The 24,156-nt window shown below is 65.4% G+C and carries 20 protein-coding genes and 2 tRNA genes; 19 read left to right on the top strand and 3 right to left on the bottom strand.

Annotated elements, in window-relative coordinates; all coding sequences use genetic code 11:
- The first annotated feature begins 298 nt into the window (after positions 1-298).
- From ileS to ndk, 4 genes are read left to right on the top strand one after another with little or no spacing between them, the layout of a single operon-like run.
- Positions 299-3,598, top strand: a complete 3,300-nt coding sequence (ileS, locus tag AC4D2Q_RS12885) for an isoleucine--tRNA ligase (protein ID WP_490946810.1) — start codon at positions 299-301, stop codon at positions 3,596-3,598.
- Positions 3,598-4,977 (top strand): bifunctional folylpolyglutamate synthase/dihydrofolate synthase, encoded by a 1,380-nt coding sequence (locus tag AC4D2Q_RS12880; protein ID WP_490925847.1) that lies wholly within the window; start codon positions 3,598-3,600, stop codon positions 4,975-4,977. Before ileS ends, AC4D2Q_RS12880 begins: the two co-directional genes overlap by 1 nt.
- Before the next feature lie 5 nt (positions 4,978-4,982).
- On the top strand, positions 4,983-5,456 hold the full coding sequence (locus tag AC4D2Q_RS12875) for a DUF4233 domain-containing protein (protein WP_490925846.1): 474 nt from the start codon (positions 4,983-4,985) through the stop codon (positions 5,454-5,456).
- A 40-nt stretch (positions 5,457-5,496) separates the two neighbouring features.
- A complete protein-coding gene (gene ndk / locus AC4D2Q_RS12870; protein ID WP_490925845.1) occupies positions 5,497-5,913 on the top strand; it encodes a nucleoside-diphosphate kinase in 417 nt (138 codons plus the stop codon).
- An 86-nt stretch (positions 5,914-5,999) separates the two neighbouring features.
- On the opposite strand, the gene AC4D2Q_RS12865 is transcribed toward ndk, so the two are convergent.
- Entirely contained in the window at positions 6,000-7,109 is a 1,110-nt protein-coding gene (locus tag AC4D2Q_RS12865) for an SDR family oxidoreductase (protein ID WP_490925844.1), read from the bottom strand.
- Positions 7,110-7,240: 131 nt separating this feature from the next.
- Here AC4D2Q_RS12865 and AC4D2Q_RS12860 point away from each other — a divergent pair, with 131 nt between their 5' ends.
- Positions 7,241-7,876 (top strand): CG0192-related protein, encoded by a 636-nt coding sequence (locus AC4D2Q_RS12860; RefSeq protein ID WP_490946809.1) that lies wholly within the window; start codon positions 7,241-7,243, stop codon positions 7,874-7,876.
- A 246-nt stretch (positions 7,877-8,122) separates the two neighbouring features.
- Here AC4D2Q_RS12860 and AC4D2Q_RS12855 read toward each other — a convergent pair whose 3' ends face one another.
- Positions 8,123-8,746 carry a vitamin K epoxide reductase family protein gene (locus AC4D2Q_RS12855; protein WP_490946808.1) on the bottom strand — a complete coding sequence of 208 codons (624 nt, stop codon included), beginning with the start codon at positions 8,744-8,746 and terminating at the stop codon, positions 8,123-8,125.
- A 427-nt stretch (positions 8,747-9,173) separates the two neighbouring features.
- On the opposite strand from AC4D2Q_RS12855, the gene AC4D2Q_RS12850 reads away from it, so the two are divergent.
- The 14 genes from AC4D2Q_RS12850 to nhaA all read left to right on the top strand — a co-directional run bounded on the left by AC4D2Q_RS12850 (position 9,174) and on the right by nhaA (position 23,461).
- Positions 9,174-12,776 (top strand): Rne/Rng family ribonuclease, encoded by a 3,603-nt coding sequence (locus AC4D2Q_RS12850; RefSeq protein WP_490946807.1) that lies wholly within the window; start codon positions 9,174-9,176, stop codon positions 12,774-12,776.
- A gap of 363 nt (positions 12,777-13,139) precedes the next feature.
- Positions 13,140-13,451, top strand: coding sequence for a 50S ribosomal protein L21 (gene rplU, locus AC4D2Q_RS12845; RefSeq protein WP_104053917.1), 312 nt, complete (start codon positions 13,140-13,142; stop codon positions 13,449-13,451).
- A 91-nt stretch (positions 13,452-13,542) separates the two neighbouring features.
- On the top strand, positions 13,543-13,806 hold the full coding sequence (rpmA, locus tag AC4D2Q_RS12840; protein ID WP_104053918.1) for a 50S ribosomal protein L27: 264 nt from the start codon (positions 13,543-13,545) through the stop codon (positions 13,804-13,806).
- Between the two features lie 108 nt (positions 13,807-13,914).
- Positions 13,915-15,489 carry a GTPase ObgE gene (gene obgE / locus AC4D2Q_RS12835; protein WP_490925840.1) on the top strand — a complete coding sequence of 525 codons (1,575 nt, stop codon included), beginning with the start codon at positions 13,915-13,917 and terminating at the stop codon, positions 15,487-15,489.
- A gap of 51 nt (positions 15,490-15,540) precedes the next feature.
- A complete protein-coding gene (gene proB / locus AC4D2Q_RS12830) occupies positions 15,541-16,797 on the top strand; it encodes a glutamate 5-kinase (protein WP_490946806.1) in 1,257 nt (418 codons plus the stop codon).
- Entirely contained in the window at positions 16,794-18,152 is a 1,359-nt protein-coding gene (locus AC4D2Q_RS12825) for a glutamate-5-semialdehyde dehydrogenase (RefSeq protein WP_490946805.1), read from the top strand. The genes proB and AC4D2Q_RS12825 overlap by 4 nt, the downstream gene beginning before the upstream one ends.
- Before the next feature lie 144 nt (positions 18,153-18,296).
- Positions 18,297-18,536, top strand: coding sequence for a hypothetical protein (locus AC4D2Q_RS12820; RefSeq protein ID WP_490925837.1), 240 nt, complete (start codon positions 18,297-18,299; stop codon positions 18,534-18,536).
- On the top strand, positions 18,508-19,227 hold the full coding sequence (gene nadD, locus AC4D2Q_RS12815) for a nicotinate-nucleotide adenylyltransferase (RefSeq protein ID WP_490925836.1): 720 nt from the start codon (positions 18,508-18,510) through the stop codon (positions 19,225-19,227). Before AC4D2Q_RS12820 ends, nadD begins: the two co-directional genes overlap by 29 nt.
- Positions 19,228-19,250: 23 nt before the next feature.
- Positions 19,251-20,003: a hypothetical protein gene (locus AC4D2Q_RS12810; protein ID WP_490946804.1), complete on the top strand. Its 753-nt coding sequence runs from the start codon at positions 19,251-19,253 to the stop codon at positions 20,001-20,003.
- A gap of 21 nt (positions 20,004-20,024) precedes the next feature.
- The gene (gene rsfS, locus AC4D2Q_RS12805) at positions 20,025-20,423 is read left to right on the top strand and encodes a ribosome silencing factor (protein WP_400928177.1); all 399 of its coding nucleotides are present in this window, start codon (positions 20,025-20,027) and stop codon (positions 20,421-20,423) included.
- A gap of 13 nt (positions 20,424-20,436) precedes the next feature.
- Positions 20,437-21,120, top strand: coding sequence for a histidine phosphatase family protein (locus tag AC4D2Q_RS12800; protein ID WP_490946803.1), 684 nt, complete (start codon positions 20,437-20,439; stop codon positions 21,118-21,120).
- Positions 21,121-21,285: 165 nt separating this feature from the next.
- Positions 21,286-21,361: transfer RNA gene (locus tag AC4D2Q_RS12795), tRNA-Ala, on the top strand.
- A 69-nt stretch (positions 21,362-21,430) separates the two neighbouring features.
- Positions 21,431-21,506 (top strand) — tRNA-Ala (locus tag AC4D2Q_RS12790).
- Positions 21,507-21,694: 188 nt separating this feature from the next.
- Positions 21,695-23,461, top strand: a complete 1,767-nt coding sequence (gene nhaA, locus AC4D2Q_RS12785; RefSeq protein ID WP_490946802.1) for a Na+/H+ antiporter NhaA — start codon at positions 21,695-21,697, stop codon at positions 23,459-23,461.
- Between the two features lie 37 nt (positions 23,462-23,498).
- On the opposite strand, the gene AC4D2Q_RS12780 is transcribed toward nhaA, so the two are convergent.
- A complete protein-coding gene (locus AC4D2Q_RS12780) occupies positions 23,499-24,113 on the bottom strand; it encodes a DUF1349 domain-containing protein (protein WP_490946800.1) in 615 nt (204 codons plus the stop codon).
- Positions 24,114-24,156 lie beyond the last annotated feature (43 nt).

Genomic DNA, 24,156 nt, shown 5'->3' with positions numbered 1-24,156 from the left:
GCAGCTTTGACCCGGCTATCACCGGTGAGCTTCCGGAAGAACGGCGCCGCACCCCTTTTGCAGATGTCTGGGGATGATCGTGCACCCAGTAGAACCGGACGGGTAAGCCCGTCACAGCAGTCAACGAGCGGCAGCCCGACTCGGCGGCGCAGTGCATCAAAATATGCACGGCACGACGACGACGGCGGCAAGCGAGGTGGTACCGCGGATTCTGAGCCGGCATTAAGCCGACGGGGGGTCCGCCCTCGCATCCTGTTTCTTACAGCCAGATTTACTTGCCGCTATCAGGATGACGAATATGCCCTCTATCTATCCCAAGGCCACTACGGCCGCCGCTCCGGCAGAAAACGCCGCCCCTTCTTCCCCTCGGTTTCCGGAACTCGAAGAACTGGTTCTGAAGTACTGGGACGAGGACGGCACCTTCCAGGCCTCCATCGACGCCCGGTCCGCCGGCAAGGACGGCTCCAACGAGTTTGTCTTCTATGACGGCCCGCCCTTCGCCAACGGCCTGCCGCACTACGGCCACCTGCTCACCGGCTACGTCAAGGACCTGGTGGCCCGCTACCAGACCCAGCGCGGCCGCCGCGTGGAACGCCGCTTCGGCTGGGACACCCACGGGCTGCCCGCCGAACTTGAAGCGATGAAGCAGCTGGGCATGACCGACAAGGTCCAGATCGAAAAGATGGGCATCGACAAGTTCAACGACGCCTGCCGCGCCTCCGTGATGGAATACGCCGGCGAGTGGAAGGACTACGTCACCCGCCAGGCCCGCTGGGTGGACTTCGAGAACGACTACAAGACCCTCAATGTCGAGTACATGGAGTCGGTCATCTGGGCCTTCAAGACCCTGCATGAAAAGGGCCTGACCTACAGCGGTTTCCGGGTGCTCCCGTACTGCTGGAAGGACGAGACTCCGCTGTCCAACCATGAACTGCGCATGGACGACGACGTCTACAAGGACCGCCAGGACCAGACCGTCACGGTCACCTTCCCCCTCACCGCCGGTGACAACGCGCTTTCCGCGGAGCTCGACGGCGTCCTCGCCATCGCCTGGACCACCACTCCCTGGACCCTGCCCACCAACATGGCCCTCGCCGTCGGGCCCAAGGTCCGCTACGCCGTCGTGCCCGCCGGACCCAACGGCACGCCGCAGGAGAACCCGGAGGCCCGCTATCTGCTGGCCGAAGACCTGGTGGGTGCCTACGCCAAGGATCTGGGGTACGACGACGCCGAGGCCGCCCGCGCGGCCGTCACCTCCGTGCACCTGGGCACCGAGCTGGCCGGGCTGAACTATGAGCCGCTGTGGAACTACTACACCGACACCGAAAAGTGGGGCACGAAGAACGCCTGGCAGATTGTCACGGCCGACTACGTCACCACCACCGACGGCACCGGAATCGTCCACCAGGCTCCGGCCTACGGTGAAGACGACCAGAAGATCTGCGAAGAAAACGGCATCCCCGTGATCCTGTCCGTGGACGAGGGCGGCAAGTTCCTGCCCATGTTCTCCGAGGGACCGCTGTCAGACATCGCCGGCCTGCAGGTGTTCGACGCCAACAAACCCATCACCAAGGTGCTGCGCGCCGACGGCCGCCTGCTGCGCCAGGCCAGCTACGAGCACTCCTACCCGCACTGCTGGCGCTGCCGGAATCCGCTGATCTACAAGGCTGTTTCCTCCTGGTTCGTGGAGGTCACCAAGATCAAGGACCGCATGGTCGAACTGAACCAGCAGATCAACTGGATCCCGGAGAACGTCAAGGACGGCCAGTTCGGCAAGTGGCTGGAAAACGCCCGCGACTGGTCCATCAGCCGCAACCGCTACTGGGGCAGCCCCATCCCGGTGTGGGTCTCGGATGACCCCAACTACCCGCGCACCGACGTGTACGGTTCGCTGGAAGAAATCAAGGCCGACTTTGGCCGGCTGCCGCTGAACCATGAGGGACAGCCGGACCTGCACCGCCCCTTCATCGACGAACTGACGCGCCCCAACCCGGATGATCCGCGCACCCCCGAAGAGGGCCAGTCCACTATGCGGCGCGTCGAAGACGTACTGGACGTCTGGTTCGACTCCGGTTCCATGCCCTACGCCCAGGTGCACTACCCGCATGAGAACGCCGACTGGTTTGAGCACCACAACCCGGGCGACTTCATTGTGGAGTACATCGGCCAGACCCGCGGCTGGTTCTACACGCTGCACGTGCTCGCCACGGCGCTGTTCGACCGCCCGGCCTTCCGCAACGTCATCAGCCACGGCATTGTGCTGGGTTCGGACGGGCAGAAGATGTCCAAGTCCCTGCGCAACTACCCGGACGTCTCCGAGGTCCTGGACCGCGACGGCTCCGACGCCATGCGCTGGTTCCTCATGGCCTCACCGATCCTGCGCGGCGGCAACCTGATCGTCACCGAACAGGGCATCCGCGAGGGCGTCCGCCAGGTCATCCTGCCGCTGTGGAATGTTTGGCACTTCTTCACGCTCTACACCAACGCCGCGAACAACGGCAACGGGTACGAGGCGAAGCCGCGCTACGAGTCCAGCGAACCGCTGGACAACTACATGCTGGCCGCCACCGGCGACCTGGTCCGGACCATGACCTCGCAGCTGGACAGCTATGACGTCTCCGAGGCCTGCGAAACCCTGCGCCAGTACATGGACACGCTGACCAACTGGTACATCCGCCGCAGCCGTACCCGGTTCTTTGATGAAGATACCCAGGCATTCGACGTGCTTTACACCTGCCTGGAAACCGTGTGCCGCGTGGCAGCTCCGCTGCTGCCGCTGGTCACCGAGGAAATCTGGCGCGGACTCACCGGCGGGCGCTCCGTGCACCTGACCGATTGGCCCGACGCCGGGCTGTTCCCGCAGGATCCCGCCCTGGTGGACCGGATGGACCGCACCCGGCGCATCGCCTCGGTGGGCTCGTCCCTGCGCAAGGCCGCGAACCTTCGGGTCCGGCTGCCGCTGTCCGAAATGACGGTTGTCGCTCCGAACGCCGAGGCGCTGCAGGGCCAGTTCGCGGCAATCATTGCCGATGAGCTGAACCTGAAGTCCGTCCGGCTGATGGAGGCTGCTGCGGCCGATCCGGCAGAATTCGGCATCACGCAGAAGCTGGTGGTCAACGCCCGCGCCGCGGGTCCGCGCCTGGGCAAGAATGTCCAGACCGCCATCAAGGCCTCCAAGTCCGGGGACTGGTCGGTGGACGACGCCGGCACGGTCACCGCAGGCGGCCTGGAACTGCAGCCTCAGGAATACACCCTGGAAACAGTGGTGGAAACCGCCGACGGCGAATCCGCCAAGGCTGTCTCCGTGCTGCCCGGCGGCGGCTTCCTGGTGCTGAACACCGAAGTTACCCCGGAGCTGGCCGCCGAGGGCACCGCCCGCGACGGCATCCGCGCCATCCAGCAGGCCCGCCGTGACGCGGACCTGCACATCAGCGATCACATCCGGACCGAGGTCACCACCTCGCAGGCTTCCGCCGCGGCTCTTGAAGCCAATGCGGAGCTGATCAAGTCCGAAACCCTGACCGACCAACTGGTGGTCACCGCCGTCGATCTTGCCGACGACGCTGAAGAATTCACCGTCACTGTGGAGAAGATCTAATGAGCATGTCTGACGGACCCTCCGGGGCCATCGACGGTTTCTCCGTCGAAAGCGTCTACGCCGAGCTGCTGAGCCGCGCCCCAGAGAACAAGATGGAGCCGCGCATGGCGCCGCTATTCCGTGCGATGGAGGTGCTGGGGGAGCCGAACAAGGCGTTCCCGATCATCCACATCACCGGAACCAACGGCAAGACCTCCACGGCACGGATGATCGAGGCCGGACTGCGGGCCTACGGGCTGCGCACCGGCCGGTACACCAGCCCGCACCTGAGCAAGGTCACCGAACGGATCAGCATCGACGGCGAGCCCGTCTCCGATGAAACGTTCGTGCGGATCTGGGACGAGATCCACCCGTACCTGGACATCGTCGACGGCGAACTGACGGCGGCCGGGGAACCGCGCCTGACCTACTTTGAGGCCGTCACGATCCTCGCGTTTGCGGTGTTTGCCGACGAACCCGTGGACGTTGCGGTCATCGAGGTGGGCCTGGGCGGCATCACCGACGCCACCAACGTGGGCGACGGCGCCGTTGCGGTTGTGACGCCGATTTCCCTGGACCACACGGAACTGCTTGGTGACGACGTCGCTGACATTGCGATGGAAAAGGCCGGCATCATCAAGGAGGGCGGCTTCCTGATCAGCGCCGCCCAGCCGATGGAAGCTGCACAGGTCCTGCTGGAAAAGGCCCGTGAAGTGGGCATTCCGTACCGCTTCGAGGGCGTCGAGTTCGGCGTCGAATCCCGTGTGATGGCGGTCGGCGGACAGATGCTCACCATCGCCGGACTTGCCGGCCGCTACGAGGACCTGCTCCTGCCGCTGCACGGCAAGCACCAGGCGGAGAATGCCGCCGTCGCCGTGGCAGCGCTGGAGGCGTTCATCGGCGGAGGCACGAAGGAACTGGACGTTGAACTGCTGCGCACCGGATTCTCCACCGTCTCCTCACCCGGCCGGCTGGAAGTGGTGCGCACTGCGCCCACCATCGTGGTGGACGCTGCGCACAACCCCGCCGGTGCCAAGGCATCAGCCGAAGCGGTGCTGGAAGCCTTCAGCTTCACCTCCCTGGTGCTTGTGGTCGGCATCCTTGCCGAAAAGGATTCCGTGGGAATCCTTACGGAACTGAGGGAGACCCTGGGCGACCAAATCGCCGGCGTCTGCCTCACGCAGTCCAGCTCGCCGCGCGCCCTTTCGGCTGAAGACCTGGTCCAGGACGCCGTCGACGCAGGTTTTGCCGACGAAGACCTGCAAGTGGAACCCGGCCTGGACAACGCCATTGAGTGGGCGGTGGCCAAGGCCGAGGAAAACAATGACCTCGCCGGAGGCGTGCTGATCATCGGCTCCATCACCCTGGTGGCCGAAGCGCGCACCCTTCTCGGAAAGTAAGCACGATGGCAAAACTCACCAAGGCGCAGCGCGAGTGGCGTCCCGGAATGCCCAAGAAACGGCGTTCCATCCGCACAATGTTCGCTTCCACCGTTCTGGTCCTGGAAGCGTTCCTCGTGCTCTTTGCAACGCTGGCCGTCTTCGGCACGCAGCGCGACGCCCTGTCCCCGGCCATTATCCTCACCGGCGGGCTGGTCCTTTTCGCCGTGCTGATCGGTACCTGCGCGATTCTGTCCAAACCGGCCGGTCCGGTGATCGGCTGGATCCTGCAGCTGGTCATCATTGCCACCGGTTTCCTGGAACCGATGATGTTCCTGATTGGTGCAGTCTTTGCCGCCACCTGGTGGTACGGGCTGAAGACCGGCATGCGCCTGGACCGGGAGAACCGGGAGCGGGACCGTGAGCAGGCGGAATGGGAAAAAGCCCATCCCGAGGCAACAAGGGAAGCAGGCACTGCCGGCGACGCAGCCACGGACTAGGCTTAGACTCGAAAACCGCAACTTCGCAAGGAGATACACCGTGAGCACTGAGCGCACACTCGTACTGATCAAGCCCGACGGCGTGGAGCGCAAGCTCTCCGGCGCAATCCTGGCCCGGGTCGAAGCCAAGGGATACACCCTGGCGGAACTGAAGAAGGTCAATGCAACCCGCGAGGTGCTCGAAGAGCACTACGCGGAGCACGAGGGCAAGCCGTTCTACGAACCGCTGGTTGAGTTCATGCTGAGCGGTCCCATTGTGGCGGCGATCTTTGAAGGCGAACGCGTCATCGAAGGCTTCCGCTCCCTGGCCGGAACCACGGACCCCACCACGGCGGCTCCGGGCACCATCCGCGGCGACTTCGGCCGCGACTGGGGAACTGCTGTCCAGCAGAACCTGGTGCACGGCTCGGATTCACCCGAATCTGCTGCCCGTGAAATCGGCATCTGGTTCAAGTAGAACCCGCAGTACATGACCTTGCTGTAAAGACGCAGAAGGGGCCGGCACCAGTAGTGGTGCCGGCCCCTTCTGCGTGTTTGCCTGGCTTACGGAATCAGGCGCTCGGCCCGCAGCCGGTCAAAGAGCTCCTTGAAGGCATCTTCGGTCCGGCGGTAGCCGGTGAACCCGGCCACGCGGCTCTTGCTCATGTCCGTGAGGACCTCGATGTTCCGGCCAAGATCAGCGTCGGTGTGCCACCAGGTGGCCAGGCGGGAAAGATTCGGTTCCGCCAGGTTGTAGCGGGCCGCCAGCTTCTCCCACGCCTCGTCCATGCCCGCCATCTGCTCCTCGAGCGGGCGCGGCTTGGTATCGAAGCCGGCCGGTTCCACGCCGAAGTATTCCGCCAGGCGCGGCCACAGGGAACGCCACCGGAACACGTCGCCGTTGACCACGTTGAAGGCCTCGTTGGCGGTGTTCGGATCGGTGGCAGCCCAGAGCATGTGCTCGGCGAGCAGACCGGCGTCAGTCATATCGGTGACGGAGTTCCACTGGGTTTCCGAGCCGGGGAAGACAAAGGGCAGGCCCAGCTCGCGGCACAGTGTTGCCTGCGCGGCCAGCGTCTGGCCCATGTTCATCGCGTTGCCGACGGCGAAGCCGATCACCGTGTGCGCGCGGTGAACGGACCAGGCGAAACCCTGCCGTTCGGCGGCGGCCATGAGCTCGTCCTCCTGCGCGTAGTAGAAGTTGTCCACCGGCAGGCGCGGCTCTTCTTCAGAGAACGGAGTGTCCGGCATGGGGCCTTCGCCGTATGCCTCGAATGGTCCCATGTAGTGCTTGAGCCCGGTCATCAGGGCGACGTGTTCCAGCGGCGCATGCTCCAGGGCGGTGAGCAGATTCCGGACCATTGCGGAGTTGACGGCAATGTTCTCCACTTCCGTTTCCTGCCGGGACCAGGAGGTGAAGAAGACGTGCGTCGGATGCTTGTCTTCCAGCACGGCGGTGAGGCTTTCCGGGTTGGTCAGGTCCGCGGCAACGGGCACGACGCCGGGGCGCGCCGGGTCGGGGGCGCCGCCTTTGCGGGACAGGGCCAGGACGGTCCATCCCTGCGCGGAGAGGAGATCCACAATTGCGGCACCGGCGATTCCGGTGGCCCCTGCCACCAGCGCGGTGCGCGCAGAGTTGGATGAGGCGTTTTCCGTCGGGACAGTTCTAAGCATGGTTCTCCTGATCAAATGGTGCGTTCAGCCGGACGCGGCAGGGTAAACCTGCCGGGGGCTTTGAAGGCGACAACCGGCCGGCGGCGGGAGAAATTCCTGACGATCGGACGCAGAGCCCCTAGGCTGGGCGCATGGCACTCATTTATCACGCAGACCTGCACCCGGACAAAATGGAAATTCTCGCGTCCTGGTTGCCCACAACCTCCTGGTTTCCCCGCACGGGCGAGCTGCCCCTGGAGCGCGTGGGTTCCTTTCGATTCGATGATCCGGACGGAGATGTGGGCATCGAAACCCATCTTGTTGCCGTCGGAGCCAACGTGGTCCAGGTTCCACTGACCTACCGCGGGGCACCGTTGGAGGGCGCAGAACAGTACCTCATCAGCACGATGGAGCATTCAGTGCTGGGACGGCGCTGGGTGTACGACGGATGCGCGGACCCCGTGTATGCAGAGGCGCTGGCCGTTTCGATCCTCTCGGGCCAGGGGCAGGCCGCGCAGTATTTCCTGAACGACGGCGTTCGGGAGGACATCCCGGAGACCATCAGCGTTGTGGCCAGCGGCCTGCCGGACGGCGAAGAACTTGCTGACGGACCGCAGCCGGGCCCGGATAACCTGACAGTTGCCCGCATCCGGACCGAAAACTGGGACCTTTCGGTGGTTCGGATCTTGGAACTCGGCGGAGAAGCGGTGGCGGATCCGTCCCTGACCGCAACCTGGAACGGCCAGGACGTTCCCGTCCTCCTGGCGTGGGCCCTGCCGCGCGGCTGACCAGCCGTCGTCGGGCATCTCATTCCGGATCGAGTGTCGCGTAAAAGCCCTAACCGCCCATCCAGTGTCGCGCAGATGCCGCACTGGGGCGGCTGTTTCCGCATTTGCGCGACACTCGGCGGAGTTCAGAAGGCGGGGACCAGAAGGCGGAGTCCAGAAGGCGGGGTCCAGGAGGCGGAGTTCAGAAGGTGGGCGGCAGGAGGCGGGTTTCAACCGCCGCGGTTCAGGCGGCGTGAACGCGTCCTGCTAGCCGAGGAAGGAGTTGATAAAGCGGAAGAAAATGCTTGCCGCGGTTGCTACCCACAGCAGCGCCACAATCACCCAGGTCCACTCCGAGAGGAACTTCACCAGCCCGGGAGAGGCGGGGATAACACCCTGCGCAAGGTTGCGCACGGTGGTGAAGACGAAGAGCGGGATCATCGCGGTCCAGACAACAATGCAGTAAATGCAGAGTACGTAGATGTCGAACAGTGCCTGGCTCCACAGCCACACTACGAACACCATGCCCAGCGTGACGCCTGCCTGCATGCCCAGCCAGTACCAGCGGGCGTACCGGGCGCCGGCCAGCATCCCCATGGCGGTTGTGATGACAACGGCAAAGGCCACAATGCCGATCAGCGGATTGGGGAAACCGAAGATCGCTGCCTGCCAGGTCTTGAAGACGGTGCCGCAGGAAACCCAGGGACTGATGTCGCAGCTGGTGATGTAGTTGGCGTCCGCGTAGACACGGAGGCGTTCCAGGACCAGGACGGCCGAGGCCACCCAGCCGACGACGCCGGTAATCAGCAGGGTCCAGGCGAAGCCCCGTTCCGGCGCGCGCTGCTCGGTGTCCCGGGAAGCGGCTTGCTGTCTGGCGGCGGTGGAAGGCACGGAGATCTCCTTTTGACTGGTGGCGATATGTGTCGAGTCTATGCTCTGTTGCAGGCCAAAAAGACGGGTGTGTGAGATAATGACTGTGGCTGATGGCGGAACCACATTCCGGCACCGGTCCAGCGACAGGCTTCCGGTTCTGTCGGTGACGCTTCCCAAGCAGTTCGCCCATCAATCCGGATGGGAACCAGGGAATCCGCCGATGAGACCTACCCGCAGCGGCAACGTCGTTTACGTGCCGACAGGTAGCAGGAAAAGCGCCGCTGGTCTTCGAGTGATACCGCGCCCTACAGATGGCGCGACCTCGGATGACATCCAGACGACTTCCGGCTGACGGCAGGCAACTGATGCCCCCCGTACAGCCGACACATTGCCCGCTGGGCATTGGAATGTGGCCAGTGCCGCAGGGGCCGGAGCGTAGCCTTTTATGAGTGAAGCACTGAATAATGACCTAGCAGCAAACGAAAACAGCGTTGAACCCGCACCCGCGGCGGATTCTGCGCAGGGCCAGGATTCTCCCGGGACAGATGCTCCCGAGGTTAAGGAACCGGTCAAGCGAGCCACCCGCAGCCGCCGCAAGTCGGTGGCTGCTTCTGCACCCGCCCCCGCAGAGGCGCCCGCTGCCGAAGCTCCAGCTGAAGTTCCTGCCGAGGCTGCTGCGGAGACCGTTCCCGCCGAGAAGCCGAAGCGCGTGCGGGCCTCCCGCCGCAAGACGGTTCCGGCCTCAGAGGCAGCCCCCGCCGCGGAAGCACCTGTGGAAGCACCCGCCGAGCCGGCTGCTGAGACTCCCGCTGCTGAGACTCCGGCTGCACAGACCCCCGCTGAAGCGGCACCCGCAGACGAGGCGCCGGTGAAGGCTCCCCGCCGTCGTCGTGCGCCCGTCAAGAAAACGGCAGCAGAGCCTGTCGCGGAGACGGTTGAGACTCCCGCCGCTGAGGAAACAGTGGTTGCAGAGACCGCCCCCGAGGCCAAGGCTGCGCCCAAGACCCGTGCCCGCCGCCGTCCGGCCAAGGCTGCCCAGCAGACGCCGGCGGCCCCGGTTGATGCCGCTGTCGGTGCCGCCGATGACACCGTTGCCTCTGCGGCCTCGGCGTCTGCTCCGGCACCTGCTGGGACTGCGGCTGCCGAAGCAGCCCCGGCCGGAACAGTGCAGCAGCAGGAAGAAGCCGCGGCCGAAGACGCCGATGCCGCTTCAAGCCTGAACCCGTTTGCGGTTCCGGCCCTGCCGCTGTTCCACGCCCCTGACCTCAGCGTTGTCCGCCCCGCCCCGGTGCATGACGCAGGCGAGGCCGCAGATGAGGATGAGGATTCCGAAGAGAACCGCAGCCGGCGGCGCAGCCGGCGCGGGCGCAACCGTACCCGCACCGACTCCCAGCACGCTTCCGCAGGACACGCTGCAGAGGCCGAAGGTTCCTCCAAGGATGCCCCGGAGGAAGCGGCAGCCGCACCGGAAAAGCCCGCCGGTGAGGAAGGCCACGAGGGTGTGACCTCGCGCCGCCGTCGCCGCCGCCGCCGCGGTGACGCCGATCTGGAACTGACCGGCGGAGCCGACGACGATCCGCCCAACACGGTGACCCGCGTCCGTGCGCCGCGTGCCCACGCCGACGCTCCCGTGTCCGACCGCGTCACCAGCGTCAAGGGTTCCACCCGGCTCGAAGCCAAGAAGCAGCGCCGCCGCGAGTCCCGTGAGTCGGGCCGCCGCCGCCACGTGATCACCGAGGCGGAGTTCCTGGCCCGCCGCGAGTCCGTCGACCGGCAGATGATCGTCCGCCAGCGCGACGAACGGATCCAGATTGGTGTGCTCGAAGACGGCGTCCTCGCCGAGCACTTCGTGTCCAACACCCAGCAGGACTCGCTGATCGGCAACGTGTACGTCGGCAAGGTCCAGAACGTGCTGCCTAGCATGGAAGCCGCCTTCGTGGACATCGGACGCGGCCGCAACGCCGTGCTGTACGCCGGTGAAGTCAACTGGGACGCAGCGGGCCTGGACGGCCAGCCGCGCCGCATTGAACTGGCGCTGAAGTCCGGCGATTCCGTCCTGGTGCAGGTCACCAAGGACCCGGTGGGCCACAAGGGTGCCCGCCTGACCAGCCAGATCTCCCTGCCGGGCCGCTACCTCGTCTACGTGCCGGGCGGTTCCATGACCGGCATCTCCCGCAAGCTGCCCGACGTGGAGCGCAACCGGCTGAAGAAGATCCTCAAGGACCACCTGCCCCAGGACGCGGGCGTCATTGTGCGCACCGCGGCAGAGGGAGCCAGCGAAGAAGAGTTGATGAATGACATCAACCGCCTGCGGGCACAGTGGGAAACCATTGAGGCCAAGGCCAAGTCCACCAAGACGCTGGCGCCGGAACTGCTGTACGGCGAGCCGGACCTGACCATCAAGGTGGTCCGGGACGTCTTCAATGAGGACTTCTCCAAGCTGATCGTTTCGGGCGAGGAAGCCTGGGACACCATCGAGGCCTACGTCACTTATGTGGCGCCTGATCTGGTGGGACGTCTCGAGAAGTGGACCAAGGACGAAGACATCTTCGCTGCCAGCCGGATCGACGAGCAGATCGCCAAGGCACTGGACCGCAAGGTATTCCTGCCCTCCGGCGGTTCGCTGGTCATTGACCGCACCGAAGCCATGACCGTGGTGGACGTTAACACCGGTAAGTTCACCGGCAGCGGCGGCAACTTGGAAGAAACCGTCACCAAGAACAACCTGGAAGCGGCCGAGGAGGTTGTCCGCCAGCTGCGCCTGCGGGATATCGGCGGCATCATCGTCATCGACTTCATCGACATGGTGCTCGAAGCCAACCGCGACCTGGTGCTCCGCCGCCTCGTTGAGTGCCTGGGCCGTGACCGGACCAAGCACCAGGTGGCCGAGGTGACGTCGCTGGGCCTGGTCCAGATGACGCGCAAGCGCATGGGCACCGGACTGCTGGAAGTGTTCGGGGAAGAGTGCGAGGCATGTGCCGGCCGCGGTGTCATCACCCATGAGATCCCCGTGGAGCACCGCCGCAGCACCAGCTACAACGGCAACCCCGCAAACAGTGTGGTGGCGCACGCCGTGTCCGAGGACAACCACCAGCAGCACCTGAAGCAGGAAAAGCAGTCCCGCGGTGACCGCAAGCGCAACCGCAGCCGCGGCTCCGGCGCTCCGCAGCAGACCCCTGCCGCGGCCGTCGATGCACCGGCCAAGACGGAGGAGCCGGCACAGGACGACGCCGAGCGGTTGGCGAAGGCCGAAGCCGCGCGCGCCGCGCTGGCAACCATTGCTGCTGCCACCGCCGCCGCCCACGACACCGTTGAGGCGGGGGAGAGGGCAGCGGGGCGCAACAAACCCGAACAGGCTGCAGCGGCTTCGGCCGCCGAAGCTCCGGTTGAGCCGCTGGATCCTGATGCGGGAGCCGTCCTGAAGATTCAGGGCGAAACCGTGGTGGTTCCGCGCCGTGACCGGCGTGAGCCGGTCCGGGAGGAATCCCGCTTCACGCTGGAGAACCTCGCCGAGGCCTTCAATGATGTGGCTGCCGCTGCGGCGCCGGAGCAGCAGAAGGCCCAGGAGCAGCCGGCTGAGCAGAACAAGCCCGAGGTAAAGCAGGCTGAGGCCGGGAACGGGCAGCCTGCAGCCCGGGCGCCTCGCCGCTCCCGCCGGAGCAGTGCTGCCGCACGGAACGTCCAGGCTCCTGCGGCTGCGGAGGCCCCGACCGGGGTCAGGGAAGTTCCTGCTGCGGTCCAGCCTGCAGCGGCAGCCCCTGTGGCGTCCCCGGCTCCCGAACGGGCAGCCGCACCTGCGGCTTCGGCAGCTCCCGCTGCCGCGCCCACGCGGGCGCCCCGCCGTCGTCGTGCTGCGGGCAGCCCTCAGGGGGCGGCCGGTGCAGATGCCATCCACACCGGCCCTGCTGAGTCCTCACCTGCGCTTCCCGTGGCCGTGCGCCATGCTGCTGCCGCTCCTGCAGCAGCCCAGAAGCAGGAGAAGCGCCGCGAGTCCGCCGGTGCCGCTCCGGTAATCCTGGGCGTCGGCGTCCCGGCGTCGGAGCTGTAAACAGCGTTTCGGAGCCCTGCCGGCCCGAACAGACGGAGGCGGCCATCCCTTTGCAGGGGTGGCCGCCTCCTTCTCTGTCCTGTGGCTTGTCCTCCTTCGCTGTCCTTCTTCTTTCCTCCGGCGGCGATGGAGCGGAAAATGCTATAAAGTAGTACAAGAGCAGTGACGTCCGAAAAGGCGGCGCGCCTGGAAGCCCCCAGCATTTGCGGGTTATCGGTTGCGTAGCGTAACCTTGAACTTCGGTGCGAACGCCTTCGAATCCGTTTTCGGTACAGGGCGTGACTGCATGGCGCAAGGCGGGCGAATATCTAGCCCAGCCAAATGCGCATCCAAGTATTAACGTCGAGAGAAGTGAGTTCCCAAGTGGTGTACGCGATTGTCCGCGCTGGCGGCCGCCAAGAAAAGGTTTCCGTCGGAGACCTCGTAACCCTGGACCGCGTCCCCGGTGGAGCCGGCAGCACATTTGAGCTGCCCGCCCTGCTTTTGGTTGATGGCGACCAGGTCACCTCTTCCGCACAGGACCTGGCCAAGGTCACCGTGACGGCAGAGATCGTTGAGAATTTTCGGGGTCCGAAGATTGTCATCCAGAAATTCAAGAACAAGACCGGCTACAAGAAGCGTCAGGGCTACCGCTCCTCGCTGACCAAGGTCAAGGTTACGTCCATCAACTCCTGATTCTCGTGCCGGCTCCATTAGGGGCCGGGAACGCGGGAAGCATCCCGCCCCTGAGTTTCATAATCAGTAAAGCAAAGGCAGGCAGTAGAAAATGGCACATAAGAAAGGTGCGAGTTCCACTCGCAACGGTCGCGACTCCAACGCCCAGTACCTCGGCGTAAAGCGTTTCGGCGGCCAGGTTGTCAAGGCAGGCGAAATCATCGTTCGCCAGCGCGGCACCCACTTCCACCCGGGCGAGGGCGTTGGCCGCGGAGGCGACGACACACTGTTCGCCCTCGAAGCAGGCGCAGTTGAATTCGGCAGCCGTCGTGGCCGCCGCGTCGTGAACATCGTGGCTGCTGCAGCCGCCGAGTAATTACCGGCAAATTAGCTTTTCCGACGGGGCGGGCCTTGATGGCCCGCCCCGTTGTCTTTTAAGCCAAGTAGAATTGGCATGATCAAGTAGTTCCTTTGAAGGAGAACCATGGCCAGCTTTGTAGACCGCGTAGTGCTGCATGTTTCGGGCGGTACAGGCGGCCATGGTTGCGTGTCCGTCAAGCGTGAAAAGTTCAAGCCCCTGGGTGGGCCCGACGGCGGAAACGGCGGCGACGGCGGCGACGTCATCCTGCGCGTTGACTCCAGCGCCACCACGCTGCTCGACTACCACCACGTCCCGCACCGCCACGCCACCAACGGCGGCAACGGCATGGGCGACTGGCGCAACGGCAAGACCGGCGAAACGCTGATCCTGCCGGTGCCGGACGGCACCGTCGTCAAGAACAAGGACGGCGAAGTCCTCGCCGACCTCGTTGGTGAAGGCACTGAATACATTGCCGCCGCCGGCGGCCAGGGCGGCCTCGGCAACTCCTCGCTCTCCTCGCAGAAGCGCAAGGCTCCCGGCTTTGCCCTCCTGGGTATTCCCGGCGACGAGCGGGACATCGTCCTGGAGCTCAAGTCCATTGCCGACATTGCCCTGGTCGGCTTCCCGTCCGCCGGCAAGTCCTCGCTGATCGCCGCGATGTCCGCTGCCCGGCCCAAGATTGCCGACTACCCGTTCACCACCCTGATCCCGAACCTGGGCGTGGTGGAAGCCGGCGACGTCCGCTTCACCGTTGCCGATGTTCCCGGACTCATCGAAGGTGCCTCCGAGGGCAAGGGCCTGGGCCACAACTTCCTGCGCCACGTAGAGCGCTGCGCCGCGCTGGTCCATGTGCTGGACTGCGCTGCCCTGGAAACCGACCGCGATCCGCTCGGTGACCTGGACATCATCGAAAAGGAGCTGGACAAGTACACGGTGGACATGAGCTTCGCCGGCACCGACGGAGACGTGGTGCCGCTGAACCAGCGTCCGCGCCTGGTGGCCCTGAACAAGGTGGACGTCCCCGACGGCCGCGACATGGCTGAGTTCGTGCGCCCGGAACTGGAGAAGCGCGGCTACCGCGTCTTCGAAGTCTCCGCCTCCAGCCACGAGGGCCTGAAGGCCCTGGGCTACGCCATGGCGGAAATCGTCCGCGACGCCCGCACCGCCGTGAAGACTGCCCCGCCGCGGGTCAAGACCCCCACCCTGCGCGTACGCAACGCTGACGCCAAGGGCGGCTTCACTATCCGCAAGGAAGAGCGCAACCTGGAACCGCTGTTCCGCGTCCTCGGCGACAAGCCGGTGCGCTGGGTGCAGCAGACGGACTTCACCAACGACGAAGCCGTGGGCTACCTGGCCGACCGCCTGGCCAAGCTCGGTGTGGAAGACAAGCTCTTCAAGGCCGGCGCCAAGCCCGGCGACGCCGTGGTGATCGGCGAGGGCGACGGCGTCGTCTTCGACTGGGAGCCGACCATGATCGGCGGCGCGGAACTGCTTGCAGCGTCCCCGCGCGGCTCGGACATCCGCATCGAAGAGTTCTCCCGGCCCACCCGTGAAGAGAAGCGCGAAGACCACCAGCAGCGCCGTGATGCCCGGGCGGCAGCGCGTGCAGAGCTGGAAGCTGAGCGCAAGGCCGGAATCTGGACCGAATCGGTGAACTATAAGCACAATCCGCCGGCAGCGCCGAAAGACGGCGAATAGCGGCTTAACACAGCCCGCAGGGGCGCGGAGTACGCATAAAGTGGTGGGGACATGACTGACAACACAGCCTCCCCCCTCACTGCTTCCGCGCCCCGGCGTACGCTTCGATCCCGCAGCGGGCTTGCCCGCGCCCGGCGCATAGTCGTGAAAGTGGGCTCGTCCTCCCTCACCTCCGTTGCCGGCGGCATCTCCGATGAAGCGCTGACCCGCCTCGCGGATGTCCTGGCGGCGCGCCGTGCCGGGGGGACGGAAATTATCCTGGTGTCATCCGGTGCTATTTCCGCCGGCCTGGCACCGCTGGGACTGACCAAGCGTCCCACCCAGCTTTCCTCCCAGCAGGCCGCTGCCTCCGTGGGGCAGGGACTGCTCATGGCCCGGTACACCGAAGCCTTCGGAAAACACGGGGTCACCGTCAGCCAGGTCCTGCTCACTGTTGAAGACCTGATGCGGCGCACCACCCACGTCAACGCCAACCGGGCCATGGAACGGCTGCTGAACTTCGGCGTCGTGCCCATCGTGAATGAAAATGACACCGTGGCCAGCCACGAGATCCGTTTCGGCGACAATGACCGCCTGGCCGCCCTTGTGGCCCACCTGGTCAAAGCCGATGCGCTGATCCTGCTCTCCGACGTGGATGCACTCTATGACGGCCCGCCCTCCGAGGGTGCGGTGCGGATTCCCGAAGTCACCGGGATGCAGGATCTCGAAGCCGTGCGGATCGGCAAGGTGGGCGGCGCCGGGGTGGGGACCGGCGGCATGGCCACCAAGGTGGAAGCGGCCACCATCGCCGCCCAGTCCGGCATTCCTGCCCTGGTCACGTCAACCTCCAATGCCGCTGCCGCCCTGGCCGGCGAGGACGTGGGAACCTGGTTCACCGGCCGCGGCCGCCGACAGCCGGTGCGGCTGCTGTGGCTGGCCCATGTGGCCCGGATCCAGGGCACGCTGGTGGTGGACGACGGCGCCGCCAAAGCCGTGGGGGACCGCCGCCGGTCGCTGCTGGCGGCGGGAATCACGTCCGTGGAAGGGCACTTTGAGCCCGGGGATCCAGTAGCCATTTCGGATCAGGCAGGCAGCGTCATTGCCCACGGCCTGACCAACTACGGGTCCGATGAACTGCCGCAGATGCTCGGCCGGTCCACCCGCGAACTGTCCAAGGATCTGGGCCGCAGCTATGAACGTGCGGTGGTGCACGTGAATGACCTGGTTCTCCTGCAGGACCACGGGTCCGGTGCGCCGGCCCCGGAAGTCCCGGAGGCGCCGTCGTCCGCCGTTGCACCCGCCGCAACCGCCAATACACTGGGAGCATGAGCGCCGTGAATGCACGCACTGAGACTGTTGAAACTGGGACTGTTGAAGCCGAGACTGCTGAAGCCGCGGCTGAGGCACCTGTAACCGGCGCCGCCGAGCAGGTCGAGTCGGGCGTCCACGCCCTGGCAGACCGTGCCCGGACTGCCGCCCGCCGCCTGGCCCGGGCAAACCGCGCCGTCAAGGATCTGGGTCTGCTGGAGATAGGCCGCAACATCGTTGCTCAGCGGGACCTCGTGCTCGCAGCCAACGGCCGGGACCTTGCGGCCGGCCGGGAAAAGGGAACGTCTGCAGCGCTTCTGGATCGCCTGACACTGACCCCGGACCGCCTTGACGCGCTGGCCGCGGCGCTGGAGATGCTGGCCGGACTGCCCGATCCCGTGGGTTCCGTTGCCCGCGGACAGACGCTGCCCAACGGACTGCGGCTGCGGCAGGTGCACGTGCCGCTGGGCGTGGTGGCGGCTATTTATGAAGCCCGCCCCAATGTCACCGTTGATATTGCCGGCCTGGCGCTGAAGAGCGGCAACGCCGTCCTCCTCCGCGGCGGAAGTGCAGCAGAGAACACCAACGCGGTGCTCGTGGACATCATCCGGGACTCGCTGGACGCCGTCGGCCTGCCGGCAGATGCCGTGCAGAGCGTGGACGCGTACGGCCGTGCCGGCGCCAACGTGCTGATGCGGGCCCGCGGAAAGGTTGACGTCCTGATTCCCCGCGGCGGCCGCGACCTGATCCAGACAGTGGTGGCCAACGCCTCCGTTCCGGTGATTGAAACGGGTGAAGGCAACGTCCACATTTACCTGGACGAGAGTGCGCCGGCGGAAATGGCCGTGGACATCCTGCTCAACGCCAAGACCCAGCGCCCCAGCGTATGCAATACCGTTGAAACCCTTTTGGTCCACCGCGATGCCGCCGCTGCCGGCGACGTCCTGTCCGCGCTGGCGGCGGCCGGCGTCCGCCTGCACGCCGACGAGCGGATCCGTGCCGTCCTTCCCGCAGGAGTAACAGCCAGCGAGGCCGGCGACGATGACTGGGGGCGTGAATACATGGATCTGGACCTCGCTGTGGCCATGGTTGATGACCTGGACGAAGCCCTTGCCCACATCCGCCGCTGGACCACCGGCCATACCGAAGCCATCATCACCAATGATTTGGCCAATGCCGAACGCTTTATCGCGGAGATTGATTCAGCTGCGGTGATTGTGAATGCGTCCACCCGGTTTACCGACGGCGGTGAATTCGGCCTTGGCGCGGAGGTGGGCATCTCCACCCAGAAGATGCACGCCCGCGGGCCGATGGGGCTGCGGGAACTGACCACCACCAAATGGATTGTCCAGGGCGACGGACAAATCCGGACCTGAGCCGCCGCAGGCCGGCCGGGGAGGGCGGTCATGCCGCCGCGGCGGGTACAGGGTGCCTGCGCTTACGCGTAGACTTGAAGGAAACCATTACTGTGCCTGCTGACGCGGGTGATCTGATTATTCAAAGCTCCTGAGGGGAAATCCATGCTGATCCAGCTTTCCAGCGCTGTACTTGCTGCCAGTGAAACGGCCGAAGAACACGTGTCCATTCCGATGGACCCGGTCATGTACGGCGTCATCATCATGGGCATCCTGCTGGTTCTGATGTTTGCCACCATCTCCTTCACGAGCGTGGGAAACCGGCACGACGCACCGGCCGAGCACATCGATCCCCAGCGGCAGTTCCCGAACAAGCATGACCACGGCCAGGGCATCGAGGGCTGATTCCTCCGTGGAATCAGTGGGAACGTTCCTCTCGGCGGCACCGCCGGAGCAGGATCCCGAGAACCGCCGGGTGCGCCTTGGGGTGATGGGTGGAACCTTCGATCCGATCCACCACGGCCACCTGGTGGCAGCCAGCGAAGTGGCGTCCGTCTTTGACCTGGATGAAGTGGTATTCGTGCCTACGGGGGAGCCCTGGCACAAATCATCGCGGGAAGTCAGCCCGGCGGAGCACCGCTACCTGATGACCGTCATTGCCACGGCGTCCAATCCGAGGTTTACCGTCAGCCGGGTGGACATTGACCGTCCGGGGCCGACCTACACCATCGATACCCTGCGGGACCTGCGTGAATCCCGTCCGGAAGCGGAACTGTTCTTCATTACCGGAGCAGACGCCATGGCCCAGATTCTGTCCTGGAAAGACATCCAGGAACTGTGGTCGCTCGCCCACTTTGTGGGCGTCACGCGTCCGGGCCACGTGCTGGAAAACATGGGCCGGGATGACGTCAGCCTGCTGGAGGTTCCGGCCATGGCCATCTCTTCGACGGACTGCCGGGAGCGGGTGGCGGACGGGGAACCGGTTTGGTACCTCGTCCCCGACGGAGTGGTGCAGTACATCGCCAAACACGGATTGTATGCCGCTGAACCCCAGCCGGCCGAGCAGTCTCCAGCCACCTCCGAACCAGTAGCTTGAACAACAAAACCGATGGGCAGGAAATGACTAAGGGTCCAAAGTCCGCCGGCGCACCGCCGCGCAGCAGCGGTGCGTCTGACGTACCGGCGGACACCGCTCCGCCGACCCGCCGCCAGCTGAGGCTCCAGCAGCAGCGCGCCGGTGCCTCGGAAGAGACCTCTGCTGCGACCGTCGTCGACGCTCCGCCGGCAGCACTGAACCCGGTGCGTGAGGGCGGGCGACGGGACCGCCGCCGTCGTGCGGAGCTGGAAGCGCGGGCGGGACTGCAGGCGCAGGCCCGCAACCAGGCCGCAGCCGTGGAGGCCATCCAGGCCAAGGCTTCCGGGGCCGGCACGGAACGGCCCGCCGGGGGCAGTGAGCCTATTGCTCCGGTAAATGACCCCGCCGCCGCGCATAACCTGGCCATGGTGACACCGCTGGAATTTGTGCGCGTCCCCGGAATGGACCGGCCTGTCATGAAGCGGCCGCCAACCTCGCATGTTCCCGTTGTCACTTCCGCCATTCCGGTGCAGTCAGCCAAGGCGGCTGCCGGTACTGCGGGGCGGACGGATTCCGGAGACAGTGCACCCATAGATGACAGTGCACCCATAGATTCTGCCGGCGGCGCGAAGCCCGTCGGTGCAAGAAACGCTTTCGGGCTTGACCCGTTGGACGTGTTGACGGCCGGACTCGGCCGCACCCGGCGACTGCGTTTTGTATCGCTGGGCATTGGTGGTTTGGGCATTCTGGCCCTGATCATCGCAGTAGTAATAATCGTCGGCGGCTCTGGCAGCTGATGTTAAACAAGGAGACACACTTTGAGTGCCACTGAATCATCCATTGACATTGCACGGGTGGCCGCGCAGGCAGCCTCCGGGAAGCTGGCCAACGACATCGTTGCCATCGACGTCAGTGACCGCCTTGCCATCACGGACATCTTCCTGATCGCCTCGGCTTCCAACGAGCGCCAGGTCAACGCCATTGTTGACGGTGTTGAAGAAGAGCTTGCCAAGAAGGGCCTGAAGCCGGTCCGCCGTGAAGGCCGCAGCGAGGGCCGCTGGGTCCTCCTGGACTACGCCAACGTTGTTGTCCACGTCCAGCACGAGGAAGACCGTGTCTTCTACGCGCTGGAACGCCTGTGGAAGGACTGCCCCGCCGTCGACCTGCAGATCGAGGGGGCAGCCGTCTCGGCTCCCGCCGCGCCGGACGCCGAGTAGCTTCGGACTTCGAGTGACTTCCTCCGCCGCCTGGGACCCCGCCCGTACGGGAAAACGTGTTGTCTTTTGGCGGCACGGCCGTACGGAGTGGAACCGCGCCGGCAGGTTCCAGGGCCAGCAGGACATTGCCCTGGATCCCTCCGGCGCCCATCAGGCCGTAGAGGCGGCTGCGGTGCTGAGGCATTTGCATCCCGACGTCGTCATCTCCTCGGATCTGGGCCGTGCACTCGCCACGGCCCAGGCGCTGGGGGAGGCCGCGGGAAAGCCGGTGGGCACGGACCGGCGGCTGCGGGAAACCTATGCCGGAGCCTGGGAAGGCATGCTCTTCGCGGACATCGCCGTGCAGTTTCCCGAGGAACAGGCGGGGTGGGCCGCAGGCAGCGGTGACGTGCGTGCCGGCGGCGGAGAGAGCCGTGTGGATGTGGGCCGGCGCGTAGCGGAAGCCGTCACAGATGCCGCCGACGCACTGGCGCCCGGAGGAACACTCGTGGCGGTAAGCCACGGAGGTGCCATCCGGGCCGGAATCTGCGCACTGCTGGGTTTGCCCACCGATTCCTGGACCGTGATCAGCGGAGTGTCCAACTGCCACTGGTCTGTCCTTGAGGAGCGGGATACCTCCGGCGGAGGCGTCCGCTGGAACCTGGCCCAGCACAACGTGGGGCTGGATTCCCTTCCCAGCGGACCGCTGGAAGGGTAGCTCGCCGGAAGGCCATTCCGGGAGGCTGAAAGGACCGTCCAGGGGCGCGAATTTCACCGGTGTAGTTCGATTTTGCACTCTGTTATTTCTGTACTAAAGTAGAGGAGTTGCTTCGGCCCGGGGGATACAAATTCCAACGGTTCGGGCATAGTTGAAATAGATTTTGGGGCTGTGGCGCAGCTGGTAGCGCACCTGCATGGCATGCAGGGGGTCAGGGGTTCGAATCCCCTCAGCTCCACCAAAACTTTCGGGAAACCGGAGGATTTGCGGTGGAAATCCGATTGCGAAAGCATCGGAAAGCACTTGTTTTGGGGCTGTGGCGCAGCTGGTAGCGCACCTGCATGGCATGCAGGGGGTCAGGGGTTCGAATCCCCTCAGCTCCACCAAAACGCATCAAGAAAATGCCCCGCCTACCGGCGGGGCATTTTTTGTATCTGCTTCCGCCGGCTTCACCGAGAGCGAAGTCCCGGGCATTGACTGCCGCCGGTGCTGGTCCCGGTGGCTGTCGCGGCGCAGAATGCTTGGATGCGTACACTCTTGGAACTTCCACGCCGTCCACGCGGGGCGGTCTGACGTGGAAAAGATTTCCGCTTCTCTGCTCCTGGCGTTCACCGCACTGGCGCTGATCTGGGCCAACCTTCCGTTCGGGGACTCCTACGCGCAGTTCTGGGCCACCGCCGTCGACCTCCGAATCGGCGGAACTTCCGTGGAAATGTCCTTGCATGACCTGGTGAATGACGGTTTGATGGCGTTTTTCTTCTTTACCGTCGGTCTGGAAGTGAAGCGCGAATTTACCATCGGCGAGCTGACGGAACCCGCACGGGCCGTGGTTCCGGTGGCAGCAGCCCTGGCCGGGCTCGTGGTTCCGGCCGGCATTTTCCTGCTTCTCAATCCGACCGGTCAAAATGCGGCGGTATGGGGTGCCGTAATTTCCACTGACACAGCATTCCTGGTGGGGGCGCTGGCGGTGGCAGGACCTAAGTTTCCGGGCCGGCTGCGGGTTTTCCTGCTGACGCTGGCTGTGGTGGACGACGTCGGTGCCCTGGCTGCGATTGCTGTGTTCTACACCGGCGGCCTGAAGCTGGTTCCGCTGCTCGCGGCGGTGTTCCTCTTGATACTGGTGGGTTTGGTGAGATTCCTGCCACTGGGCCGCGGCCCCGCGTACGCCCTGCTCAGCCTGGCGGCGTGGGTGGCGCTCTACGCGTCAGGAGTGCATCCGACGCTCGCCGGGGTGGCCGTGGCGCTGCTGATTCCCGTCTATCCTCCGCGGCGCGGACACGTTGAACGGACAGCTGAACTGGCACAGGCCTTCCGGCAGTCGCCCAACCCCGAGTATGCAGCCGCAACGGCGCGGAGCCTGAAGGAATCCATCTCCATCAACGAAAGGCTCCAGCGGTCCTACGGCCCCTACGTGTCCTTCCTGATTCTGCCGCTGTTCGCCCTGGCCAATGCAGGAGTCCGGTTGGACGGTGCCACCCTTGAAGCGGCGGCAACGTCCCGGCTCACCTGGGGCATCATCATCGCCCTGGTGATCGGAAAAGCCGTGGGCATCACCGGGGCCACCGCGCTGCTGCGGGTCACGGGCATCGGGCAGCTGGCTCCCGGGCTGACCCTGGCCCGCGTGGGCGGGGGAGCGGTGCTGTGCGGAATCGGATTCACCATCTCCCTGTTCATTGTGGGGCTTGCCGTGGAGGATCCCGTGCTGCAGGCGCAGGCCCGGGTGGGGATCCTTGCCGCTTCCGTTATCGCCTTTGCGGTGGGCTGGGCCTGGTTCCGCGTCGTGGACCGGGTGCAGCCGCCGTCGTCCGTCGGGCGCTTCCTGGTGCGGCCCTTCGATCCGGAACGGGACCATTTCCGCGGTGATCCCCAGGCGCCCCTGCAGCTCATTGAATACGGGGACTTCGAATGTCCCTTCTGCTCGCGGGCCACCGGTTCCATCGACGAAGTGCGGGAACATTTCGGTCCCCGGCTGGTCTATGTGTGGCGGCACCTGCCGCTGACCAGGGTCCATCCGCACGCGGAGGAAGCCGCGCGGGCCAGTGAAGCCGCAGACCGGCAGGGGGCCTTCCGGGAATACGCCCAGCTCCTCTTCCGGCACCAGGACCATCTGGAGGCCGAGGACCTGATTGGCTATGCGGGGGACCTGGGACTGGACATGGAGCAGTTCCGGGACGATCTGCAGTCTGCCGCGGTCAATAACCGGGTGGAGGATGATGCGCTGGACGCGGAGTTCATGGACCTTTCCTCCACGCCCACGTTTTTTGTTGGCTCAGCACGGCACACCGGACCCTTTGACGCCGCCGCGCTCATCAGCGCGCTGGACGCGCTGCCGCAGCGCTGACTCCGGGGTGGCGGGTTTCAAACCGCGGCATTCAGGATCAGTGAAGCGAAACATCGGCATCCGTCACCTCCCAGGAATGGAACCGGACGGTGAGCCCGGCCCGGGTCGGAGCGCACAGGAACGGGCCGGCCTCGGCTTTTCGATCCCGGGCGAACGGGACCACCCGCACAAACTGCAGCGGCGCTTCCGCGATTCCGGCCCGGATAATGAGGGCATCGGCGGTGCGGCTGACCCGAACGGTGACTTTTTGCCCGTCCCAGTCCTGGACGGGGGCAACCGACCAGTCCGAAGCACCATAGGTGACCACGGCGCCCACTTGGAGCAAACCGTCTGAGCGTTCGAGTCCGGCTTTGATCCACGTGGAGCCGTCCACGCGGACAAACACGCCGGCCTGATCGAACTGGGCGGGGAGATTTGCAGTGAAAGCAACTTCCACGGCGGAGCCGGCATCGAAGGGCGACAGAAGGGCATGCTCGGATTCATGGATAAAGCCGTATGCCGTTGTCCGCCACGCATCGGAGCCCTCGGCGGCCTCCGCCAGCAGATCGGTTCCGTCCTCCGCGGCGCGCACCGGCGGATGCGTCCACCGGCCGGCCGGCCACGGGATCGGGCCGCGCCGAAGTTCATCGCCTGACAAGTTCACCTCTGACAAGTTCGTCCTCCGGAGAGTGTTCGCATGCCCGTGCGGGGCGGGG

The sequence above is a fragment of the Arthrobacter sp. TJ-178 genome (assembly GCF_058269275.1).
This window is presented reverse-complemented; position numbering and strand designations above follow the sequence as displayed.